The 19,003-nt window shown below is 63.0% G+C and carries 26 protein-coding genes; 13 read left to right on the top strand and 13 right to left on the bottom strand.

Annotation, left to right across the window (positions count from 1 at the left end; all coding sequences use genetic code 11):
* Positions 1-60: 60 nt before the first annotated feature.
* The 7 genes from asnB to LY254_RS12505 form a co-directional block, all read right to left on the bottom strand.
* Positions 61-2,097, bottom strand: a complete 2,037-nt coding sequence (gene asnB, locus LY254_RS12530) for an asparagine synthase (glutamine-hydrolyzing) (protein ID WP_247477602.1) — start codon at positions 2,095-2,097, stop codon at positions 61-63.
* A 13-nt stretch (positions 2,098-2,110) separates the two neighbouring features.
* On the bottom strand, positions 2,111-3,229 hold the full coding sequence (locus LY254_RS12525; RefSeq protein ID WP_247477600.1) for an aspartate carbamoyltransferase: 1,119 nt from the start codon (positions 3,227-3,229) through the stop codon (positions 2,111-2,113).
* 189 nt (positions 3,230-3,418) lie between these two features.
* Positions 3,419-3,643, bottom strand: coding sequence for a hypothetical protein (locus LY254_RS12520; RefSeq protein WP_010316020.1), 225 nt, complete (start codon positions 3,641-3,643; stop codon positions 3,419-3,421).
* Positions 3,644-3,645: 2 nt separating this feature from the next.
* Positions 3,646-5,085, bottom strand: a complete 1,440-nt coding sequence (locus tag LY254_RS12515) for an urea transporter (protein ID WP_247477598.1) — start codon at positions 5,083-5,085, stop codon at positions 3,646-3,648.
* Between the two features lie 3 nt (positions 5,086-5,088).
* Positions 5,089-5,214, bottom strand: coding sequence for a hypothetical protein (locus LY254_RS12985; protein ID WP_256463393.1), 126 nt, complete (start codon positions 5,212-5,214; stop codon positions 5,089-5,091).
* Complete coding sequence (locus LY254_RS12510; protein ID WP_247477595.1) at positions 5,214-6,065, bottom strand: cyclopropane-fatty-acyl-phospholipid synthase family protein; 852 nt, start codon at positions 6,063-6,065, stop codon at positions 5,214-5,216. The genes LY254_RS12985 and LY254_RS12510 overlap by 1 nt, the downstream gene beginning before the upstream one ends.
* Positions 6,066-6,067: 2 nt before the next feature.
* Entirely contained in the window at positions 6,068-6,880 is an 813-nt protein-coding gene (locus LY254_RS12505) for a class I SAM-dependent methyltransferase (protein ID WP_247477584.1), read from the bottom strand.
* A gap of 378 nt (positions 6,881-7,258) precedes the next feature.
* On the opposite strand from LY254_RS12505, the gene LY254_RS12500 reads away from it, so the two are divergent.
* Genes LY254_RS12500 through LY254_RS12480 form a run of 5 tightly spaced genes read left to right on the top strand, consistent with a single transcriptional unit; the run spans position 7,259 to position 10,982 of the window.
* Positions 7,259-8,287 carry a glycine betaine/L-proline ABC transporter ATP-binding protein gene (locus LY254_RS12500; protein WP_305852544.1) on the top strand — a complete coding sequence of 343 codons (1,029 nt, stop codon included), beginning with the start codon at positions 7,259-7,261 and terminating at the stop codon, positions 8,285-8,287.
* Positions 8,287-9,147, top strand: coding sequence for a proline/glycine betaine ABC transporter permease (locus LY254_RS12495; protein WP_247477583.1), 861 nt, complete (start codon positions 8,287-8,289; stop codon positions 9,145-9,147). The genes LY254_RS12500 and LY254_RS12495 overlap by 1 nt, the downstream gene beginning before the upstream one ends.
* Complete coding sequence (locus tag LY254_RS12490; protein WP_247477581.1) at positions 9,144-10,127, top strand: glycine betaine ABC transporter substrate-binding protein; 984 nt, start codon at positions 9,144-9,146, stop codon at positions 10,125-10,127. Before LY254_RS12495 ends, LY254_RS12490 begins: the two co-directional genes overlap by 4 nt.
* Before the next feature lie 31 nt (positions 10,128-10,158).
* Complete coding sequence (locus tag LY254_RS12485) at positions 10,159-10,806, top strand: NAD(P)H-dependent oxidoreductase (protein WP_247477579.1); 648 nt, start codon at positions 10,159-10,161, stop codon at positions 10,804-10,806.
* A 17-nt stretch (positions 10,807-10,823) separates the two neighbouring features.
* Positions 10,824-10,982 (top strand): hypothetical protein, encoded by a 159-nt coding sequence (locus tag LY254_RS12480; RefSeq protein WP_247477577.1) that lies wholly within the window; start codon positions 10,824-10,826, stop codon positions 10,980-10,982.
* A 24-nt stretch (positions 10,983-11,006) separates the two neighbouring features.
* Here LY254_RS12480 and LY254_RS12475 read toward each other — a convergent pair whose 3' ends face one another.
* On the bottom strand, positions 11,007-12,047 hold the full coding sequence (locus LY254_RS12475; RefSeq protein WP_247477574.1) for a methyltransferase domain-containing protein: 1,041 nt from the start codon (positions 12,045-12,047) through the stop codon (positions 11,007-11,009).
* Between the two features lie 87 nt (positions 12,048-12,134).
* Between LY254_RS12475 and LY254_RS12470 the strand changes: the two genes are divergently transcribed.
* Positions 12,135-12,653, top strand: a complete 519-nt coding sequence (locus LY254_RS12470) for a phycocyanin subunit beta (protein WP_010316008.1) — start codon at positions 12,135-12,137, stop codon at positions 12,651-12,653.
* A gap of 12 nt (positions 12,654-12,665) precedes the next feature.
* Here the strand turns inward: LY254_RS12470 and LY254_RS12465 are convergent, their stop codons facing one another.
* On the bottom strand, positions 12,666-13,067 hold the full coding sequence (locus LY254_RS12465) for a DCC1-like thiol-disulfide oxidoreductase family protein (protein WP_247477572.1): 402 nt from the start codon (positions 13,065-13,067) through the stop codon (positions 12,666-12,668).
* Between the two features lie 32 nt (positions 13,068-13,099).
* On the opposite strand from LY254_RS12465, the gene LY254_RS12460 reads away from it, so the two are divergent.
* Both LY254_RS12460 and LY254_RS12455 read left to right on the top strand, forming a co-directional pair.
* Positions 13,100-13,453 carry a hypothetical protein gene (locus tag LY254_RS12460; RefSeq protein ID WP_247477570.1) on the top strand — a complete coding sequence of 118 codons (354 nt, stop codon included), beginning with the start codon at positions 13,100-13,102 and terminating at the stop codon, positions 13,451-13,453.
* A complete protein-coding gene (locus LY254_RS12455; RefSeq protein WP_247477568.1) occupies positions 13,450-14,016 on the top strand; it encodes a pyridoxamine 5'-phosphate oxidase family protein in 567 nt (188 codons plus the stop codon). Before LY254_RS12460 ends, LY254_RS12455 begins: the two co-directional genes overlap by 4 nt.
* Here LY254_RS12455 and LY254_RS12450 read toward each other — a convergent pair.
* Complete coding sequence (locus LY254_RS12450) at positions 14,006-14,413, bottom strand: DUF1499 domain-containing protein (RefSeq protein WP_247477566.1); 408 nt, start codon at positions 14,411-14,413, stop codon at positions 14,006-14,008. The two genes, LY254_RS12455 and LY254_RS12450, sit on opposite strands and share 11 nt — an antisense overlap.
* Positions 14,410-14,550, bottom strand: a complete 141-nt coding sequence (locus LY254_RS12445; RefSeq protein ID WP_010315999.1) for a hypothetical protein — start codon at positions 14,548-14,550, stop codon at positions 14,410-14,412. The genes LY254_RS12450 and LY254_RS12445 overlap by 4 nt, the downstream gene beginning before the upstream one ends.
* A gap of 335 nt (positions 14,551-14,885) precedes the next feature.
* Between LY254_RS12445 and LY254_RS12440 the strand changes: the two genes are divergently transcribed.
* The 4 genes from LY254_RS12440 to LY254_RS12425 all read left to right on the top strand — a co-directional run bounded on the left by LY254_RS12440 (position 14,886) and on the right by LY254_RS12425 (position 17,044).
* Positions 14,886-15,569, top strand: coding sequence for a peroxiredoxin-like family protein (locus LY254_RS12440; RefSeq protein WP_247477564.1), 684 nt, complete (start codon positions 14,886-14,888; stop codon positions 15,567-15,569).
* A gap of 7 nt (positions 15,570-15,576) precedes the next feature.
* On the top strand, positions 15,577-16,095 hold the full coding sequence (locus LY254_RS12435; protein ID WP_247477562.1) for an HPP family protein: 519 nt from the start codon (positions 15,577-15,579) through the stop codon (positions 16,093-16,095).
* Between the two features lie 35 nt (positions 16,096-16,130).
* Positions 16,131-16,346 (top strand): Nif11-like leader peptide family natural product precursor, encoded by a 216-nt coding sequence (locus LY254_RS12430; RefSeq protein WP_247477560.1) that lies wholly within the window; start codon positions 16,131-16,133, stop codon positions 16,344-16,346.
* Positions 16,347-16,510: 164 nt separating this feature from the next.
* Entirely contained in the window at positions 16,511-17,044 is a 534-nt protein-coding gene (locus LY254_RS12425) for a hypothetical protein (RefSeq protein ID WP_247477559.1), read from the top strand.
* Positions 17,045-17,310: 266 nt separating this feature from the next.
* On the opposite strand, the gene LY254_RS12420 is transcribed toward LY254_RS12425, so the two are convergent.
* Positions 17,311-17,520 carry a hypothetical protein gene (locus tag LY254_RS12420; RefSeq protein ID WP_156797851.1) on the bottom strand — a complete coding sequence of 70 codons (210 nt, stop codon included), beginning with the start codon at positions 17,518-17,520 and terminating at the stop codon, positions 17,311-17,313.
* Between the two features lie 293 nt (positions 17,521-17,813).
* Between LY254_RS12420 and LY254_RS12415 the strand changes: the two genes are divergently transcribed.
* Positions 17,814-18,524, top strand: a complete 711-nt coding sequence (locus tag LY254_RS12415) for a hypothetical protein (protein WP_247477558.1) — start codon at positions 17,814-17,816, stop codon at positions 18,522-18,524.
* Positions 18,525-18,605: 81 nt separating this feature from the next.
* Here the strand turns inward: LY254_RS12415 and LY254_RS12410 are convergent, their stop codons facing one another.
* Entirely contained in the window at positions 18,606-18,995 is a 390-nt protein-coding gene (locus LY254_RS12410; RefSeq protein ID WP_010315975.1) for a hypothetical protein, read from the bottom strand.
* Between the last annotated feature and the right edge of the window lie 8 nt (positions 18,996-19,003).

The following is a 19,003-nucleotide window of genomic DNA, read 5'->3' as shown; positions in this document are numbered from 1 at the left end:
CAAAAAAGCCCCCCCACCATCCGCCAGGAGGGCGAAGTACTGCGTAACCGTTGCGACCGTTTAAGCCGCAGCGGCCGGGTGCCAGCCGAGGGCATCGGCCTTGGCGCGGGCCTGGGCCGGCACATCCGCGGCAATGAACATCCGGTGCAACATCTGCACGCCAAGCAGGTGGTTGATCATGGCGTCCATCTGAACGCGGTCCGCATCGGTCGTGGCCGGGTCGTCATGGCGGGCGAAGAGGGCCCGAACACCCGCGACGCTCAGGAGTCCCGCCGCCTCGATCGCCTGATCACTCAGGTAGTCATCGGCCAGCTGCTTCATCTGCTCCCACTTCTCGGGCTCGGTGTGGGCCGGCGGAGCCATGAAGGCAAATTTTTCGCGCTTGTAGAGCACCTCCGGCAAAAGGCCCGCCATGGCCTCGCGCAGGACGTACTTCTCGGTCTTGCCCTTGATCCGCAGCTCAGGTGGGACCTGAACCGCCGCTGCCGCCAGGTGGTGATCCAAGAAGGCCGGACGCGCCTCCATGGAATTGGCCATGTCCACCCGGTCACCACCCCAGGTGAGGATCTGGCCCTCCAGCATCGTCTTGATCCAGACGTACTGGGCCTTATCGAGGGCGTGGCGCCCCTCCAGCTGATCGGGATCCAGGGTCTTGGCGATGGCCTGGCCCGGCGAATAGTCCGAAAGGACCGAGCGATGGGCCTCCGCGAGCAGGTCCGGCACCAAGGGCGCACAGGCCAACCAAGGCTGGAGGCAACTGGGGGTGAAGCCCACGACCGCATCGAGGTCGGGGTCATCCACTTGATCAGCCGCCAACATCGCCCCCTGCACCAAGGCATTCGATTGCTGCAGCAGGTCTTCCCAGGCTTTGCGCTCCGGCTCCGGCAGATCCTGCAGACCGTGCAGGAACATGTCGCGGCGGAAGGCGGGATAGCCACCGAAGAGCTCATCGGAGCCCTCTCCGGTCATCACCACCTTGTAGTTGACGCTGTTGACGTGGCGGCTCATCAAGAACTTGGCCACCGCCAGGGTGTTGTAGATCGTGCGCTCCGTGTGCCAGAGGGTGCGCTCCATCCAGCCATAGAGCTCCTTGCCCGAGAGACGCATGACGTCCTGCTCAGCGGCTGTGGCCTCGGCCATCTCCTGGGCGATGGGCGACTCGTCGTAGCGCGCGTCGTCAAAGCCAATGGTGAAGGCCTTCACCGGGCTCTGGCTGACGGCAGCGGCCAGCCCCAGGATTGAGCAGCTATCAATGCCTCCGGAGAGGTAGCAACCCACCGGGACATCAGCGACCATCCGCAACTCCACCGCTTCCAGCAGGGCGGCACGGATCGCCTCGATGTGGTCGGCTTCACTCTTACTGCTGTCCCGCTCGCCCTGACGCGGGAAGTCCATGTCCCAGTACTTCCAGGTCTCCACCTCAAGGTTGCCGTTGCGCCGGCGAACACTGATGCCATGGCCAGGCGGCACCTGATGGATGCCCGCGAAGGCCGTGGTCCCGGGGACCATGGTTTGCATCAACTGGTGGAAGAGCCCTTCGGAGGTGAAACGCCGCTCGACCGCCGGATGGGCAAACAGGACCTTGAGTTCCGAGCCAAAGACCAAGCCCTGGGATGTGATCGTCCAGTACTGGGGTTTGATCCCGAAGCGATCCCGGACCAGGTGCAACACATCGCCGGCCTCGTCGTAGATCGCGAAGGCGAACTCACCGCGCAATTGCGGCAGCGTCGCCCCTAAACCCTGCTGTTGATAGAGACGCAGCAGGATCTCGGAATCGCTCTTGCTGCTGAAGCGAACACCGCGGGCCGTCAGATCGGCGCGGATCCGCTGAAAGTCATAGAACTCGCCGTTGTGGGCCATCAGGACCCGGGCGCCGGCCCCCGCCTCTGCGCTCAGGAAGGGTTGACGGGCCCGGGTCTCATTCAGATCAATGATCGAGAGGCGGGCATGACAGAAGCCCACGCCGGCTTCATCCAGCGTGCGGTAGCCAAAACCATCGGGACCGCGATGCTCCTGGATCGCAGCCATGTTGACCAACAGCTGCGGGTCAACGGGCTGATCCGCCCTGGTGCTGAAGACCCCACCAATTCCACACATCCCTTCGTCCTCCTCAGATCACATCCATGACCCGGTTGGTGCGGTCCACCATGCAGGTCAACAGAGCCATGCGCAGGAAGACCGCCCCCCGGGCCTGACTGAAGTACCAGTTGTGGGGGGTGTCATCGAGGCAAGTACTCAGTTCCGGCCCACGGGCCAGGGGATGCAACACGATGGCGTCCGGCTTGTAGGGCAGATCCCGCGTCAGCCGAAAGCTGTTGCCGTGGACCTCATAGCTATCGCCCACCCAAGCAATGGCGTTGATGTAGATGACATCCAGACCGGGGATCTCGCCCTGCAGGTCTCCGGTGCAGCGCACCTTCAGACCCGCCTGCTGCAACTCCTCCAGCTGGCCGCGATCAAAGAGGTCCTCTCTGGCATCGTTGGCCGGGTCATGGATGAGGACCAACTCCTCCACCATCTGCGGGAATTTGGCCAGGATCCGCAGCAGTGAGCGAACCGTGCGCATGCGGCTGGGGATGCCAACGATGCCGATGCGCGCCCGCTGATCCTCGGGGACCTCAGGGGACGCCAAGGCGGGGCGCCACTTGAGCATCGTGTAGAGGTCGGCCATTGCCTGGGTGGGGTGTTCATCAATGCCATTGCCGGCGTTGATGATCGGAATCCGCAGGGTGTCGGTCATCGCATAGATGGCCTGGGAGTCGGTATCGCGCAGAACGATGCAGTCGCCGTAGTTGTTGAACATGTGGGCGACGTCTTCCAGCGACTCCCCCTTCGCCAGGCCCGTCGTGGCGCGGTCGGTGATGTTGATCGAATCGCCGCCCAGACGGTGCCAGGCGCTGTCAAAGGACAGCCGCGTGCGGGTGCTGGGTTCGTAGAAGGCGTTGATCAAAATCTTTCCCTTCAACGGCGTGTTGTGGGCCGTATAGCGATCGGGATTGCTCTCAAACTTGGCTGCCAGACGAAACAACTGCAGCAGGGTCTCGGGCCGGAAGGGCTGAATCGAGATCACGTGCTGCCCCACCAGATCCTGGAGCGCCTCGCCGTCCTCTTGAATCGCCCCCAACAGGGCCTGGGGAGAGGCTGCGCCAAAGACATCCGGCCCCAGTGGATCAAAACGCACGGGTGCGTCAGCGCCGGTACTCGTCTTGACGGAGTGGAGTGCAGTCATAGCGATTAGGGGACCCAGGCCCACTGCTGCAGAACGCTGCGGCGGAATTGGTCGCACTGAGTCTCAAACCAAAATCCACCCTGCCACATCACTTTCTCCAAGTTCAAGCTGCTTAAAACGGGGCAGATTTGCGTAGCAACGGCTACACAAACGCCACTCTTCTTGCCATGGGGCATGCAAACAAAGGCGTTACCAGACATCGCCGCGCCTCCATTCGTTCCACCAAATCAGCAGAAGAACCAGCACAGAAAGCGCCAACCCCGCCACACTTCCATAAATCACCAGGCGCAACAGCGGTAGATCCACCAGCCAGCGCGGGGAGTCCGTCGACTGCGCCGCTCGGGCGGCGGGCAAGGCCAGAGCCAGGGCTGCCGCAGCAAGGGCAACACGGGTTTTGAGCGACCAACGTTTCATCCCTATCCCTCCTTCAGGGTCAACCAGTTGAAACGCTCCGGCTGGAGCTGGGTACCGACGGCCATGACCACTGCGGACACCGCCGCAGACAGCAGAGCTGCGCAGTAGGGAGCGATCAGGAAATAGGCGCCTAAGCCCACGGCGCTGCCTGAGACCATCGCCGCAATCGCCGCCCAGCGGTTGGCGCTAGGCCAGTAGAGCCCGTAGGCCACCGGCCAAATCGTGGACGCCACCAGGGCACCGGTGAAGAACAGCACAGAGGCCAGAGAGTCGAGCCGCGGCCAGGAGAGCAGCAGGGTCAACAGCCCCAAACCCAGCACCACCAAGCGGGTGGCCTGCCGCAACTGGGCATCACTCAAGTTGGGGTTCAGCAACTTGAAGACCACGTCCTCCGCCACCAAATCCGCCGTCGACGCCAAGAGGGAATCCAGGGTGGAGGTCAAGGAGGCAAAGACCACCACAAACACCAGCGCTGCACCACCGGCGCCCAAGAGCTGGGAGGCCACCACCGGGAAGAGCATGTTCACCTGGGGCAGATCCACCGCCTGCGCGAGCGCCACCAGGCCGATCGAACCGGTCACCAGCGGCACCGTCATCCAGGCCAAACCGCCCAGCACAAACGAGGCAAACACCACGGAGGCGCGGCTGGAGAAGACCCGTGACCACCAGATGTTGTTGTGAAACACCTCTCCCATGGAGAAGAGGGCGGAGTTCCAAGCAATCAACAAGCCAGCGGGCAACAGCAAATTCAGGCGCTCTGGATGCTGCGCCGCCAGTTCCCGGTGGAGCTCCTGTACCGGGAACTGCTGCAGGGCAAGAACAGCGACCAAGACCAGCAGGCCCATGATCAGCAGGGACTGAATGAAGTCCGTTCCCACCACGGCGCGCATGCCGCCATAGAGGGTGTAGATCGTGGAGACACCGATGACGACAACCATCCCGAGCCGATAGTCGAAGCCGGAGAGGGCCTCCAGCAGGATCCCGGCCCCCATCGCCTGGGTCACCAGGAAGCCCAGGGTGTAGATCGCCGTGATCACCATGAAGACCCACCAGGCGGCTCGGCCATAGCGCAGGCGGATGAAGTCGCCGCTGGTGCGCCCCTTGGGCATCAGCGTTTTGATCCGCAGAGCCAAGGGTGCAAACAGGACCAGGCCCAGGCCGGCCAGGGCATAGCTGAACATCCCCCAGAGACCGTTGCGATAGCCGAACTCAGGCGCCAGCAAGGTGGTGTTTCCGGTCACCCAGGACGCCATCAAGGTGGCTGTGCTCAGGGCCAAACCGATGTTGCGGCCGGCCAGCATGTAGTCATCGGCATCGCCAGAACCCCGGCGTCCCCAGGAGACCCCAAGGGCGATCCAAAGGACCGAAAAAATCACCACCAGGGCCCAGGCGATCCCGGGGGCCAAGAAGGGTTGAACAGCCAGCAGGGGAACAAACGCCATGACTTAGCCCTCCCCCCAGGGATCCCGGCCACGCCAGTGCAGATGGCCCTGAATCACCATCACGGTGGTCGCCAAGGTGACGACACCGCCCACCACAAAGATCAAGACAGCGCCCGCGAACGAATCCATCAGACCTCTGCAGCTGGCTTGCGGAAGCGCATTAACCCCCAACTCAGGCGCCCCTGCTGCCCTCCTTCAATCCAGTGCCCCAGGCCCGCGGCCATGCGCTGGAGGTATTCCGGGCTGATCTTGGCCTGCAGCTCCTGCTCCCGTCGCGTGAGCTCCTCGCGAACACGGCTGTAATGGCGAACCAGCATCGCCGTCTGGTCCTGCCAGACCTCCCGCACGAGTCCGGCCTGGCCCGCCCACTGCTGATAGCGATCCGGTGACCCGAGGTCCGGGAGATGAATGCGATCGAGGATGGCCGTGAGGGACGCGGCCTCCACCCCATCGGCGGCCATCGGATCGGTCAAGACCATGACCCCCCCCGGCTTCAGCAGGCGCGCAGCCTCTTGAAGGACTTTCTGCCGGTCGCCTGAGTGAAGGATGGCGTCCTGACTCCAGACCACATCGGCACAACCGGCCGGAAGCGGAACGTCCTCAAAGGAGGCGTCATGCACCTGGATTTGCCCTTGCAATCCAGCGCGTTCATTGAGCTGGCAATGGCGAGCGTTCTCAACGGCGGAAATATTGATCGCCTCAACGCGGGCCCCGAACTCCTTGGCGAGGCGGCGGGCGGCGCCGCCGTAGCCCGAACCCAAATCAACAACCGTCGCCCCAGGTGGGAGCGTTCCGATCAATTCAATTAAGGCATTGACCGTGCGCTGACTGGCAGGTGCGATGGCCTCGGCATCGGAGTCATAGAGACCGATGTGAATGTCTTCGCCACCCCAGACCTCTTCATAGAAGCGATCAGCATCGACGCTGTCGTAGTAGTCCGAAGCCGTGCGCTCAGCGACTGAGAACTGGGTCTGAGTCATGACTAGATCACCGTTGTATCGCCATCAACCTCATAGGCCTTATGGGCCACATGGGCATAAAAGTCAGGATCATCCTTGCCGCGCTGGTAATCGCCGTAACTGGTGATTTTCTGGAAACCCACCTCGCGCATTAAGCGACGCACATAGCCATAGCGAAGCGGGAACATGTTGAGGTGGAAAGTACTGCCATCACTGAAGGCATAGCGGAAGCGAGCAAGACCCTCATCCACACAATCGGGGCTCACTGAGACATCCTCTCCGCAATAGACCGTCCCCTTCCCCTGCTTCACGGCGGCACCACCTTCAAGCAGGCGGTCGTAATTGCGATGGTCGAGAATCAGCAGGCCGTTGTGCTTCAAGACGGCGTAATACTCCGCCAGAGATTTACGCCGATCACGCTCGCGAAACAGGTGCGTAAAAGAATTACCCAAACAAATCACAGCATCAAACGTGCCGTGGATATCCCGGTTCAGAAAGCGCCAGTCCGCCTGGGCAGTCCGCAGGAGCTGATCACGATCTCGGGCATTGCGGAAGGCGCGGGCGAGCATGTTGGGACTGCCATCGGCACTCACCACATCAAAACCTTCTTGGAGGAGGCGAATGGAGTGGAACCCCGTCCCCGTCGCGACGTCCAGCACGGACTTCACCCCGTGCTCGCGCAGGATCCGGATATAGAAATCACCCTCCGCCTGCGCGCGGGCCTCCCAATCGATCAGGCGATCCCATCGATCAGCGAACTGCTCGATGTACTCCTGCTGATAGTGATCGGTCTCACGAACAGATTCAGGAGCGGCACCAAACCGCTGCTCATCCATTGCTCCAGCAGTCTTCGGCCGATGGGCCGAGGATGCTTGTGTGCGGTGGGATGTCGTCATTCAATCCTCGGGAGCCACCGATAGACGCAAACCTTCAGGGCTCAGCAATAGGGCTGGGGGATCACCTCTGAAGAGGCCTCCGGACACAGTTCACGAAGTCGTGAACTAAGCCATGGCCGCAACCTATCGATGAGGCCTAGGGCTGTCAGTGGTTGCTTCAAGCTGCAAAGTGATCTGATTGCCGCTCAGTCGCCGACATCAAAGTGAGCAAAGGCCATTCGAGCAAATGTTTGAACTTGCTAAAGACCTGACGATCACCCTTCAGCCTGTTGATTGAGCTTTTGATCGCTAGGGTCGCCGCAGTGCTTCGGCTTTGAGGTGTCTGCAGAGATCACACTTCAAGCCGTTTCAAAGCAGTTCTTGGGGCAGCCCAAAGCGGCTGTCCAGCAGGTCTCCCTCACGATCCAACCCGGCGAGATCTTTGTGGTGATGGGCCTCTCGGGCTCGGGGAAGTCCACCTTGTTGCGCATGATTAACGGACTGATCGAGCCCAGCTCGGGATCCGTGCAAGTGCGCGGCCAGGCCCTGGCGACACTCTCTCCAAAGGCGCTCAACCAACTGCGCCGGAACGCCATGGCCATGGTCTTCCAGTCCTTTGCCCTGTTCCCGCAACGCAGCGTTCTCGACAACGCTGCGTTTGGCCTGGAGGTGGCCGGCGTTCCCAGGGCGGAGCGTCAGAAGCAAGCCAGACGTGCCCTGGAGCGGGTGGGGCTGGGCAGCCAGTTGAAGCAGAAGCCAGCCCAACTATCCGGAGGGATGCAGCAGCGGGTGGGACTGGCCCGGGCCCTGGCGCTGGATCCCCCGATCCTGTTGATGGATGAGGCCTTCTCCGCCCTCGATCCGCTCATCCGCCGAGACATGCAGGACCTACTGCTGGACCTGCAGGCCGAACAGCGACGCACAGTGGTGTTCATCTCCCATGACCTCGATGAGGCCATCCGCATTGGCGATCGCATCGCCCTGATGCAATCGGGGGAGGTGCTGCAGTGCGGAACACCCCAGGAGCTCCTTGAAGCACCGGCGAACCCCGCGGTCCGGGCCTTCTTTCAAACGGTCGATCGGGGTTCGGTGCTCACCCTGCGGCAGATCGTCGAACCCATCCCCGAAGACCTGGGGATCACTCTCAGCCTGGATTCCGAGGGACGCTTCCAAGGCCTACGCAACCCAGAGAACATTTGGATCGAGGCTTCAGCCGCCGGAGCTCTCCCCTCGGAACTCCTGCTGAACGAGGCCATTCATGCGGTCTCAAGCAACCCCTGGCCCACCCCCGTTCTGGACCCTGAACGACGACCATTGGGAGTGGTGACACCAAGGGGGCTGCTGCAGGCCCTTAAGGAGCAGGGCTGATGGTGCTCACGCTGGCGAGTCTCGAGCAGGCCGGGCCGCTGGGGCTAGGGGTAGATGCCGCTGTGGAGTGGCTCTTAAACAACGGCCAGGGCCTCTTCGACGTGGTCCAGGTCGCCATTGAGCGATTGACCGCAACGCTTGAGTTCGTCCTGGCTCAACCCGCGCCATGGCTGTTTGCCCTGGTCGTTGCCGTGGTGGGGTGGCGTTTGGTGGGAGGCAGCTTTGCCCTCTTCAGCCTGCTGGGCTTGAACCTGGTCCTGGCCCTGGGTCTTTGGGAGCCGATGCTCGCCACCTTGGCCCTCGTGATCACCTCCTCACTGTTGGCCTTGCTTCTGGGCTTTCCCCTGGCGGTGCTTGGGACCCGTCAGCCCTGGCTCTGGAGACTGCTGCGCCCCGGACTGGATCTGATGCAGACGATGCCGGCCTTCGTCTACCTCATCCCGGCGGTGATGTTGTTCAGCACAGGAGCCGTTCCCGCGATCATCGCCACCTTGATCTTCGCCATGCCTCCGATCGTGCGGCTCACCTACCTGGGGATCACTCAGGTGCCCACAGATCTGGTGGAGGCCGGACGGTCCTTTGGTTGCAGCGACCTGCAACTGCTGTGGATGGTGCAACTCCCCAGCGCTCTACCGACGGTGATGAGCGGGGTCAACCAGACCATCATGTTGGCGCTCTCCATGGTGGTCATCACCTCAATGATCGGCGGAGGCGGCCTCGGCGATGTCGTGCTCAGAGGCATTCAACAGCTCAATGTTGGCCTGGGCTTCGAGGGGGGAATCGCGGTGGTGATCCTGGCGGTGATTCTCGATCGCCTGAGCCAGGGCCTCTCACCCAGCAACGCCCGGAGACAACGATGAGCGACGCTCCACGCTGGTCACGGCGCAGCGCCCTGGTGGGCGGCATGGGCCTGGCGGGACTCTCGCTGGCGAGCTTGGTCCAGTTGGGTCGCCAACAACAGGGGGGCCAACGCAACAGCAGCGAATCCCTGGCTCAAAGCACAATTCAGGCGCAGGGCCGGACTGAGCGGAGACCCTTACGACTGGGCTGGTCCCCCTGGGCTGATGCGGAGGTGATCAGCCTGATGGCCAAGCAACTGATCGAGACGGAACTGGGCTGGCCCGTCGAACGCGTCCTGGCCGACATCGGCATCCAATACGCCTCCGTTGCCCGAGGGGATCTGGATTTGATGTTGATGGCCTGGCTTCCCCTGACCCATCGGGACTACTGGAAGCGCGTCCGCGATCGGGTCTTAGACCTCGGTCCGATGTACTCCGGACGGCTGGGCTGGGTCGTCCCCGACTACGTCGATCCGGATCTGGTCAACTCCATTGGCGATCTCCGCCAAGCCTCCATTGCTGCGCGCTTTGACCATCAGGTTCAAGGGATCGACCCGGGATCGGGCCTGAATCAGCTCTCACAGGTCGCCCTGAAGGACTACGACCTCAGCGCGATCAAGTTGGTGGCCTCGAGCAGTGCAGCGATGAGTGCCGTGCTGGACCAGGCCATCCGCGAGCGTCGTTGGGTCGTGGTCACCAGCTGGACACCCCACTGGATGTTTGCTCGCTACAAACTGCGATTCCTCAGCGACCCCAAACGCGCCTTCGGAGGAACTGAATGGATCCACGCCATCGGCCAGCCAGACCTCAGTGCTCTCGCCCCTGAGGTCACCGATTTCTTGACGCGCTTTCGGATCCCCGATGCCGATCTGGCCGAGGTGTTGTTGAAGGCCCATCAAGACACGGCCCAGTCCGCCGTGGACGCGTACCTCGATCAGCATCCGGAACGGGTCCGCTACTGGGTCAGCGGTCAGATCGGGCCCTCAGGTGCTGCGGGCTGAATGGGAAGCTGTGGCCAACGACTGAACCTTGATGGCGACGGCCTCCCCGCAACTGCTGCAGGCCCTGCAGTGGCGCTACGCCACGAAGACCTTCGATCCCAGCCAGCGCATCCCGACTGAAACCTGGGAGGCGCTTGAGTCCGCCTTGGTTCTAACGGCCTCGTCCTATGGGCTCCAGCCCTGGAAGTTCTTGGTCATCACCGACGCCGAGCTGCGGGCCCAGCTACGCCCCCACTCCTGGAACCAATCTCAAATCACCGACTGCTCCCACCTGGTGGTGCTGCTGAAGAAGCGGGAGATCCTGGCCGCCGATGCCGATCGGCTGATCGAGGCCACCGCCTCAACCCGGGGCATCGACGCCAGCCTGCTCGAGGGGTACCGCCAGATGATTCAGGTGGATCTGATCGACGGACCCCGTAGCCAGGCCATTGGCCAGTGGAGCGCCAACCAGGTCTATATCGCCCTGGGCAACCTGCTCACCAGCGCCGCCCTGTTGGAGGTGGACACCTGCGCCATCGAGGGCTTCAGTCCCAGCGACTACGACAAGATCCTGGGACTCGAGAGCAGCGATTACCAAAGCTGCGTGGTCTGCGCCTGCGGCTACCGCAGCGCCGAGGACAAGTACGCCGGCCTCGCCAAGGTCCGCTACTCCGCCTCCGATCTGATTGAGCACCGCTAACTCCGGCCCCCACCCCCATGGCGAAATCCCGCTCCAAGAAGACCTCGACCAAGCCAGCACAGCCGGTCAAAGCCGAACCCTCGGCCATGCGCATCAAGCTCCAGATCGCTGGCGCCGTGTTCGTACCGATGCTGGGCTTAGGGCTCTGGCTCAACAGCAAGGGCTTTTTCGGTTAAAAGCCAAGGCTTGAGCCCAGGCCATCAGCAGCAGCTCGCCGCCGCACTGACAGCGGCGAGCTGGTCAAAGGGAATGGCCGAACCGCAACCCTCAAACAGCCCGTAGTGGCGATCAAAGTCCCCGATGAACTGGAAGTGGGGAGCGAAACGGGTCTGGTGCAGCATCCGATAGGTGTTCCCGCAGACCGGGAAGACCTTGCCGGCCTCGATGCTGTGGTGCTTGTCGAACTCCAGTCGCGTGGGCGCCTGGTCGATGGAGCCGCGGTAGATGACGGCCTGACCGTGGTCCTCGCAGGCATCCTCCAGTTCAGGGATGTTGAAGAGCCGGTAGGTGGCGGAGTAGAAGCGGGCCTCACCCACCAGAGCCGCCAGCTGGGGCTCGGTGATCTCCAGGGGACGGTCGCTCACCAGGCGCGGATCCGTGAAGGCCGCCCCGCGGGCCATCCGCAGGAAGTCATTCCAATAGAGCGCTCCGCCCAGGCATTCGCCGTAGAGCACCGGATGACGCTGAACGGCCGCCGGTAGGCGCCGGTCCACGTAGACGTCCGAGAAATAGAACTCCCCACCGGGCTTCAGGAGCCGCTGAATACCCCTCAAGACCGCAGGCTTGTCGGTGGAGAGATTCAAGACGCAGTTGCTGACGATGACGTCAAAGCTGGCGGGCTGCAGATCCAGCTCCTCCAGCCGCTCGATCTGCCCCTCGAGAAAGCGGACGTTGGCATAGCCAAATTGCTCCGCATGGAACGGCAGGTACTCCCGAGCCACCGCCAGCTGTTCCGGGGTCATGTCCACCCCGACGACCTCACCCGAGGCACCCACCAACTGGGAGAGCAGATAGACATCGCGGCCACTGCCACTGCCGAGATCCAGCACGCGGCAGCCCTCCAACTGGGGCGGGCAGACCAAACCGCAGCCGTAGTAGCGGCTGCTCACCTCAGGGTGGACCCGGCTTAAGAGGGGCTTGAGCCAGTTGGGGACCGCGTCGGCATCGCAGCAGGCACTGGTCTTGAGATCAGCGGTGCTCTGCAGTTCCTTGCCGTAATAGGCCTGAACGACGTCTTGCATGCCTGAGCGTTGGGCGCGTCCTGACCGTAGTGCTCACGCTCGCGCCCAGGGCCTCCCTACATTCTGAGGACAAGAACACAATTGTTCATGTTCGACGCTTTCACCAAGGTTGTTGCCCAGGCTGACGCCCGCGGCGAATTCCTGAACGCTGGTCAGATTGATGCCCTCGCCGCCATGGTGAGCGAGAGCAACAAGCGCATGGATGCTGTGAACCGCATCACCTCCAACGCTTCTGCCATCGTCACCAATGCAGCCCGCGCGCTGTTCGACGAGCAGCCCGCTCTGATCGCCCCCGGCGGTAACGCTTACACCCACCGTCGCATGGCTGCTTGCCTGCGCGACATGGAGATCGTGCTGCGCTACGTCACCTACGCCGTGTTCACCGGCGACGCTTCCGTGCTGGAAGACCGCTGCCTGAACGGCCTGCGTGAGACCTACCTGGCCCTGGGCGTTCCTGGCGCTTCCGTGGCTGAAGGCATCCGCAAGATGAAGGACGCTGCCATCTCGATCGCTAACGATCGCAACGGCATCACCCCCGGCGACTGCTCCGCTCTGATGAGCGAGATCGGCACCTACTTCGATCGCGCTGCTGCTGCTGTTGCCTGATCTCCGCTGAGATCAGCTCTTGCCGGCCTGCCGAGGCACCCCTTGATCGGGGTCCTCAGGCAGGCCTTTCCATTGCAAGGCCCGCCGGCGTGCCCAGAGCAGAAGGGGATAGAGGCGGCGGGCCTGGGGCGGAGCGGCAAAGAGCTGACGCAGCAAGGCCAGCAGGGGATCACTCGGGCGCAGCCGGCCGCAGAGTTGGGCGATCGCCTCGGCCCCATGCCAGGCCTGGTCCCCCTCCAGCACCACCGCACCGCGGGCCAGGTCCAGGCCACGGCGCTTGAGCTCAGTGCGCAGGGCGTGATCAGCGCGCCCATCGCGGATCTCCAGTCCCGGCAGCCCGCCCACCAGCTCTGAGCGCAGGGCGAAATGACTGCAAAAGGGGCAGCCGCCGTCGTACACGAGCACCAGGGTCATTGCGCCATCCTGATCTCCGCTGTGCCGCTGCCGTGACCGCGTTACTCCATCTGGCAATGGCCTTGCTGCTGTTGCTCTGGCCGCTGCAGGCCAGCGCCACGCAATACCTCTGTGAGGGCGATCCGTTGAGCGCCGAAGTGCACCAGGGCGCCGTGGATGCCAGCGGAATTCCCAACAGCGCGGGCGGGACCGTTCCTGGTGCCTTTGTCGTGATCGAGTGGCGAGGCGTGAGCCTGCAACTGCCCCGCACCAACAACGCCGGGGCCCCGAGTTACACCGATGGGCGCTGGTGGTGGCAGGCCGCCGATCCAGCCAAGCCTGACTTTGCTGAGCGCCGGCGCGGCGGCGGCGAGATCGCCCATTACCGCTGCGAGTCCGCGGCATGAGTGATGCTCTGCCGCCCTGGAGGCCGCTCCTGCGCGGAGCGCGGCAGCGGGAAGGGAGGTCTCCCCAGGCCCGATGGCTCCAATTGGCCACCCTCGGAAGCGATGGGGCGCCTCGGGTGCGCACGCTCGTCTTCCGCGGCTGGGCCGGAGCCTGCCAACTGGATCTGCTCACGGATCGACGCAGCGAGAAGAGCGCTGAACTCAGCGCTGAACCCAGGCTGGAGCTCTGCTGGCTTCTGCCCAAGGCGAAATCACAATTTCGGATTAGGGGGCATCGCCTCCTCCTGAACGCCGACGACGATCAGTCCGCCCGCAGCCAACACTGGCAACAACTCCATCCCGGAGCGCGGAGTCTCTGGGGCTGGCCCCAACCCGGAGCCCCCTTTGATCCCCTGGGGGACTTTCCCGAGGCCCTCGGCGATGCGGTCCCGCTACCGGAGACCTTTGAATTGGTGCGGATCGAGATCCAGCAGGTGGAGTTGCTGGAGCTGGTGGGTCACCCCCACCGGCGTCGCCGCTGGCGGCTGGATCAGGACTGGGCGGAAGAGTGCCTCAATCCTTGAGTTGATCCGCCAGATCCTGCAGGCGCTTCGCATTCACACCCAGGTCCGAATCGCCCAGACGTGAGACCGAGCGGGCCTGAAGCACCCCAGCATTGGGATCGGCGTAGAGCTCGAGATCGTCGACGAAGCCAAACAGGGCACTCGTGGCCGTCGCGTGCAGGTAGCCGTTCCCCTCTTCGACGATCTCGGTGCGCGGGGTGGCCCGGATCACCGGGAGCAGAGATTGAAGGGCCGCCTCGGGATTGGCCACGGCCCAATCCACGCGGGCGCAATGGGCCGGACTGGGGCAGGGGGAGAGGGCGCCGTTCTGCACACCCAGGTCCTCCGGCACGGGACCCACCAGATGAAAGAGCCCCAGGGTGAAGACCAGCAGGAAGTGGGAGAAAAGAGCCGTCATGGATTGGAGGGAGCAGCAACAGGAGCCGGGGTAGGGAGGGACTCTTCAATCCCCACATCGATCTCAGCAATCCAGAGCAGCAAGCTGCCGATGCAAGCCAGGGCTGCGATCAACAAGAGCCAACGATGACGGCGCATGGGCAGGCCTCCCCTCTCGCCATTGTGCTGGATACGACCAGGAACAAATACCTATGGCGCCTGGGCTGGTCGACTTCCTAGGAAGGACCTGCGCTTTTGACGAAGAGACGCACCTCCGCCGGTCGATTGACCAGCGGAGTTTTTTTGGCTTTTCTGCAGTCGCCAACCCTCCGTGGACAACATCCCGGGGCGATGGCATCAATGGATTGAGGTTGCTCTCTTCGTCAGACGCGCCTCAAACGGGGCGAGGTGCATCTCGCCCCACCCCACCCGTTCAGCGAGGCTGAGGAGACGTTGAGACCAGAGCCGTCCTCAACGCCGATGACCTCAGACCCATGACGACGCCCGACCTTCTGCTGGACGCCCTCCGCTCTATCCCAGGGATGGAGCCAGGGTCCAGACGGCTGGTGATCCTGATGAGCCAGCTCGGGGATTTCGATTCGCTGGAATACGCCCAGGCGCTTGCCCCCGTTTTGCCCAGGCTGGAGCAGGCCGGAATCAAGACCCTGGCGATCGGCATTGGTGACGAGGCCGGAGCCGAGCGGTTCTGCCAGTTCACCGGCTTCCCCAGGGGCAACCTCAGGGTGGAGAGCGAACCGAGGTTGCACCGCGCGCTCGAGCTCTACTCCGGCCTGCAGACGCCCGGCGGACCTTGGCCGGGTCTGCTGTTGATGTGTGCCGGCATCGGCTCCCCAGGGACCTTGAGCGAAGTCCTGCGCGGCTACACCGGAGATCGATCAGCGCCGCAACGCTTCGAGAGTCCCCTCTTTCGCCTGGCGGGCGGCGAGGGATTCCAGCGGCCCTTTGAGCTCGCCACCGTGCGCCTGCGCAACATGACCGAGGTGCTGGGGAATTGGCGGACCTATGTCCCCCGTGATGACTTCATCACCCAACGCGGAGCCACCTTCCTCTTGGAGAGCGACGACTCCCTGCTCTATGAGCATCGGGACCGAGGAATGCTGGGCTTCTCGGCAACAATGAGTCGCCCGCTGTCCTTCTTGGATCCCTATCTGAGCTGAAAGACCGATGGTCTGGGACAGGATCCAGTCGGAGCGCCAACGGGGCAGGGAGTACCAACCGCGCTTCCAACAGCGGCAGGTGATCGGAGCTTGGCTGGGTGCTCTGCTGGCCATTACGGCCCTGGGCTTGATCAGTCTCTGGAGTCACTACCCCCTGGTGGTGGCACCCTTCGGAGCCTCGACCGTTCTGCTCTTTGGCCACCCGTCCAGCCCCCTGGCGCAACCGCGGAATGTGGTCCTAGGGAACACCGTGGCCGCCATCGTCAGCGTCGCCTGCGTCATGGCCTTCGGCGATGCCCCCTGGGTGATGGGCCTGGCCGTGGCCGTGACCATCGCCCTGGGGCAGGTGCTGCGTTGCCTGCATCCACCGGCCGGGGCGGTGGCGCTGCTGGGGGTCCTGCTCAAGGCCCAGCCTGGATTCATCTGGATGCCCGTGCTCAGCGGTTCGCTGGTGATGATGCTGATCGCCGTGGCCTATAGCCGGCTGCAGCCCGGTGCGGAGCACTATCCGCATCACTGGCTCTGAGCCTCTGGGAGACTGTTGCGCCCGACGGCGCTGCCATGTCGCTCGATCAACTCAAGGCCTTCCTGGCTCGCCTTCAGGCCGATGAGGCCCTGAAGCAGCAGGTCCTGGCCGCCGCCACCGCCGATGACGTGGCGCAGATCGGCCTGAAGCTCGGCTTTGAGTTCTCTGGGGATGAACTGCTGCGGGTCTCCGGCAAAAAGTTCGATCGGGTCACGGTCCATAAGAACGACATGCCCGGCGAATACAACTGAGCGCCAGAAGGGGGATTGAGCCCCCTATTTCTTTAGCCGTCGCAAATTGAGACCAACGTCACCTCAGACCGTGGCGTCCCTCAACAACTTCTCCTCCCAACCGGGCGAGCTTGTGATCAGCGGGGAACACATCCCCCTCTCCTCACTCCTCACACGCTCCTCCCATGACTTCCCTCTCCTTCTTCCGTCAAGGCTTCACTGGCATCACCGCCGCTGCACTTGCCGGCTCCTCCCTCCTGGCCATCACCAGCAACGCTCAAGCCGCTTCCCTCGATTACGACTGCTTCTCACGTCAATCCGGCGAGCTCCTCCTCAAATCCGCCGTTGACATGACCAGCCTTGATCTGGCCTGTGTCCCTGGTCTGCAGGCGGTCGCTCCGGCTCCCTCTCAAGTCATTCCCGTCACCTACACCCAACCCGTCGTTCAGCAATCCTCCTCGGGAGAAGCCTTCCTGGGCGGTGTCCTCGGCGGTGTCCTCGGTGGCGTCATCCAAGGCTCGATGAATCAAGGCCATCACGGTCACCACGGCCATGGCGGTCATGGCCATGGTCAGCGTCAACAGGCTCGCCATCCCCTCGGCAACCGCGCCAACACCTTCCGCCAGCTCAGCGAACGTAACAACGCCATCAAGGTCCTCAACCGCACCTCCAGAGAAGGACTGCGTCGCCCACTGCAGCTCCGCCCCAATCTCTTCTGATCTCTGGCCCCAAACCACACAAAAGCCCCCAGCCGCTCGCCGGCCTGGGGGCTTTCTTTTGATTCCTCGACTGCGGGCTTGCCCTCATCCCCGCCACCTCCGCTGCCGGCGACGACGACGCAGACCTGCTACCGCAAGCCGCCAACCACGCCGCAACTGATCAGCCACATAGCGATCTACATCCACAAAACACGGTTCCGTCATCGACTCACTCCTCAAATGCAAAACAACAGATCAAAAAACTCCGGTCCCAAACAGCACTCCCATCAATCGCAGGACGCCAGCACTCCCAGTACAAACGCAATCGCCACGCCGCTGCTCGCCAGAACTGCGCCCGACCCCAGCACGTGGAACAGCACAATCCCGGCGACCCCATAGAGCAAATAGACCGCGGCTCGTCGGCTCGAGACAGCGCTCGAGCGCTTCATCACACCGCTATGAACATCGAAATTCAGAGGACGAGTCGAGCTGGTCATCACAGGAGTCAGAGAGGGAACAACAAAGGCCGATTGGCCTCGATGAATTCACTTTTCCAGAAGAAAAAAGCCGCCGCCGGACCTCCATCAAGCCCGCCTGTGACCTTGCTCACATCGCCCCTTTCAGGCCCTCTCAGTCCACCCTCAAGCCCCCTATTTCTTTAGCCGTCGCAAATTGAGACCAACGTCACCTCAGGTCGTGGCGTCCCTCAACAACTTCTCCTCCCAACCGGGCGAGCTTGTGATCAGCGGGGAACACATCCCCCTCTCCTCACTCCTCACACGCTCCTCCCATGACTTCCCTCTCCTTCTTCCGTCAAGGCTTCACTGGCATCACCGCCGCTGCCCTTGCCGGCTCCTCCCTCCTGGCCATCACCACCAACGCTCAAGCCGCTTCCCTCGATTACGACTGCTTCTCTCGGCAAACCGGTGAGCTGCTCATCAAGTCAGCCATCGACATGACCAGCCTTGATCTCGCCTGCCTCGCCAGTGCAGAGGCCATGGTCCAAGGACAACACAACCCCAACCTCAACGTCGTCTACACCACCCAACCCGTTCCCGTTCAGTCCTCCTCCTCGGGAGAAGCCTTCCTCGGTGGCGTGGTCGGCGGCATCCTCGGTGGCGTCATTGAAGGCTCCATGAACCGCGGCCATGACTACGACCACGGCCATGGTTACGAAGAATGTGGGGGCTTGTGCCTAGATGGACAGCCCCTTCGCGGCAAAGGCCCCGGCAAGCGCCCTGGCAAACGTCCTGGAAACGTCGGTACACGTCCCGGCGTCAAACTCCCCAACCTCCCCAAATCCACCGTCTACCCCAAACTGCCAGGCATTCCAAACTTCCCCGGCAAGCAATCTCCCTCTATCAGCGGCGATCGCCTCCGCGGACTCTCCAACATCAAGGTCAACCGCACCATCCAGGGCCTACACAAGTCCTCCAACCTCAAGGTCCACCGCAACATCCCCCTCAAGCGCATCCAACCCCTCGGTGGGCTCGGCCTCTAAAACCAACCCATCAAGACAACAAGCCCCCAGCCGCTACCCGACTGGGGGCTTTCTCTTGCGCCCTTAACTCCAGCGTTCAGTTCAAGCCAGCGCCTGATAGGCCAAAGGCTGACGGTGCTCCATGGTCAGCGACCAAAGCCCACTGCCGAGATCCTGCAATGCGGCGATCAGGGCCGCGGTGTCGCCGTCGTTGAGCCATTGGGCCTTCAACGCCGGGAGCTGGTCCTGCAGGGACTCAATCGGCACCGTGACCAGCAGCAGACTCCGTTCTCCAGCTGCGCGACGCAACTCGCCCTGGTCGCTGCGCTGCCAGACCCGCACCAAGAGATCCAGCGCCTGCTCACGTCCGACCTCACCGGGATCAGCCCCAGCGGGCAGGGCCTCGCGCAGCGACTTGCCCTGCAGGGGCATCGCCCGCTGCCCGCCCTGCTCCAGCAAAGCCAGAACGATCAAATAGGGGGCATCAGCCATGAGACGCA

The sequence above is a fragment of the Synechococcus sp. NB0720_010 genome, from assembly GCF_023078835.1.
Taxonomy (GTDB): Bacteria; Cyanobacteriota; Cyanobacteriia; order PCC-6307; family Cyanobiaceae; genus Vulcanococcus.
Note: the sequence above shows the minus strand (reverse complement) of the source record. Positions and strands in the feature narration are given on the sequence as shown.

Coding starts and splice junctions, on each gene's coding strand:
- LY254_RS12425 (WP_247477559.1), top strand. CDS start 16,511: ATGACTTCCCTCTCCTTCTTCCGTCAAGGCTTCACTGGCATCACCGCC.
- LY254_RS12410 (WP_010315975.1), bottom strand. CDS start 18,995: ATGGCTGATGCCCCCTATTTGATCGTTCTGGCTTTGCTGGAGCAGGGC.
- LY254_RS12510 (WP_247477595.1), bottom strand. CDS start 6,065: ATGACTCAGACCCAGTTCTCAGTCGCTGAGCGCACGGCTTCGGACTAC.
- LY254_RS12525 (WP_247477600.1), bottom strand. CDS start 3,229: ATGACTGCACTCCACTCCGTCAAGACGAGTACCGGCGCTGACGCACCC.
- LY254_RS12415 (WP_247477558.1), top strand. CDS start 17,814: ATGACTTCCCTCTCCTTCTTCCGTCAAGGCTTCACTGGCATCACCGCC.
- LY254_RS12450 (WP_247477566.1), bottom strand. CDS start 14,413: ATGACGGCTCTTTTCTCCCACTTCCTGCTGGTCTTCACCCTGGGGCTC.
- LY254_RS12515 (WP_247477598.1), bottom strand. CDS start 5,085: ATGGCGTTTGTTCCCCTGCTGGCTGTTCAACCCTTCTTGGCCCCCGGG.
- LY254_RS12495 (WP_247477583.1), top strand. CDS start 8,287: ATGGTGCTCACGCTGGCGAGTCTCGAGCAGGCCGGGCCGCTGGGGCTA.
- LY254_RS12435 (WP_247477562.1), top strand. CDS start 15,577: ATGGTCTGGGACAGGATCCAGTCGGAGCGCCAACGGGGCAGGGAGTAC.
- LY254_RS12455 (WP_247477568.1), top strand. CDS start 13,450: ATGAGTGATGCTCTGCCGCCCTGGAGGCCGCTCCTGCGCGGAGCGCGG.
- LY254_RS12430 (WP_247477560.1), top strand. CDS start 16,131: ATGTCGCTCGATCAACTCAAGGCCTTCCTGGCTCGCCTTCAGGCCGAT.
- LY254_RS12420 (WP_156797851.1), bottom strand. CDS start 17,520: ATGACCAGCTCGACTCGTCCTCTGAATTTCGATGTTCATAGCGGTGTG.
- LY254_RS12445 (WP_010315999.1), bottom strand. CDS start 14,550: ATGCGCCGTCATCGTTGGCTCTTGTTGATCGCAGCCCTGGCTTGCATC.
- LY254_RS12465 (WP_247477572.1), bottom strand. CDS start 13,067: ATGACCCTGGTGCTCGTGTACGACGGCGGCTGCCCCTTTTGCAGTCAT.
- LY254_RS12520 (WP_010316020.1), bottom strand. CDS start 3,643: ATGAAACGTTGGTCGCTCAAAACCCGTGTTGCCCTTGCTGCGGCAGCC.
- LY254_RS12440 (WP_247477564.1), top strand. CDS start 14,886: ATGACGACGCCCGACCTTCTGCTGGACGCCCTCCGCTCTATCCCAGGG.
- LY254_RS12490 (WP_247477581.1), top strand. CDS start 9,144: ATGAGCGACGCTCCACGCTGGTCACGGCGCAGCGCCCTGGTGGGCGGC.
- asnB (WP_247477602.1), bottom strand. CDS start 2,097: ATGTGTGGAATTGGTGGGGTCTTCAGCACCAGGGCGGATCAGCCCGTT.
- LY254_RS12985 (WP_256463393.1), bottom strand. CDS start 5,214: ATGGATTCGTTCGCGGGCGCTGTCTTGATCTTTGTGGTGGGCGGTGTC.
- LY254_RS12505 (WP_247477584.1), bottom strand. CDS start 6,880: ATGGATGAGCAGCGGTTTGGTGCCGCTCCTGAATCTGTTCGTGAGACC.
- LY254_RS12470 (WP_010316008.1), top strand. CDS start 12,135: ATGTTCGACGCTTTCACCAAGGTTGTTGCCCAGGCTGACGCCCGCGGC.
- LY254_RS12475 (WP_247477574.1), bottom strand. CDS start 12,047: ATGCAAGACGTCGTTCAGGCCTATTACGGCAAGGAACTGCAGAGCACC.
- LY254_RS12485 (WP_247477579.1), top strand. CDS start 10,159: ATGGCGACGGCCTCCCCGCAACTGCTGCAGGCCCTGCAGTGGCGCTAC.
- LY254_RS12480 (WP_247477577.1), top strand. CDS start 10,824: ATGGCGAAATCCCGCTCCAAGAAGACCTCGACCAAGCCAGCACAGCCG.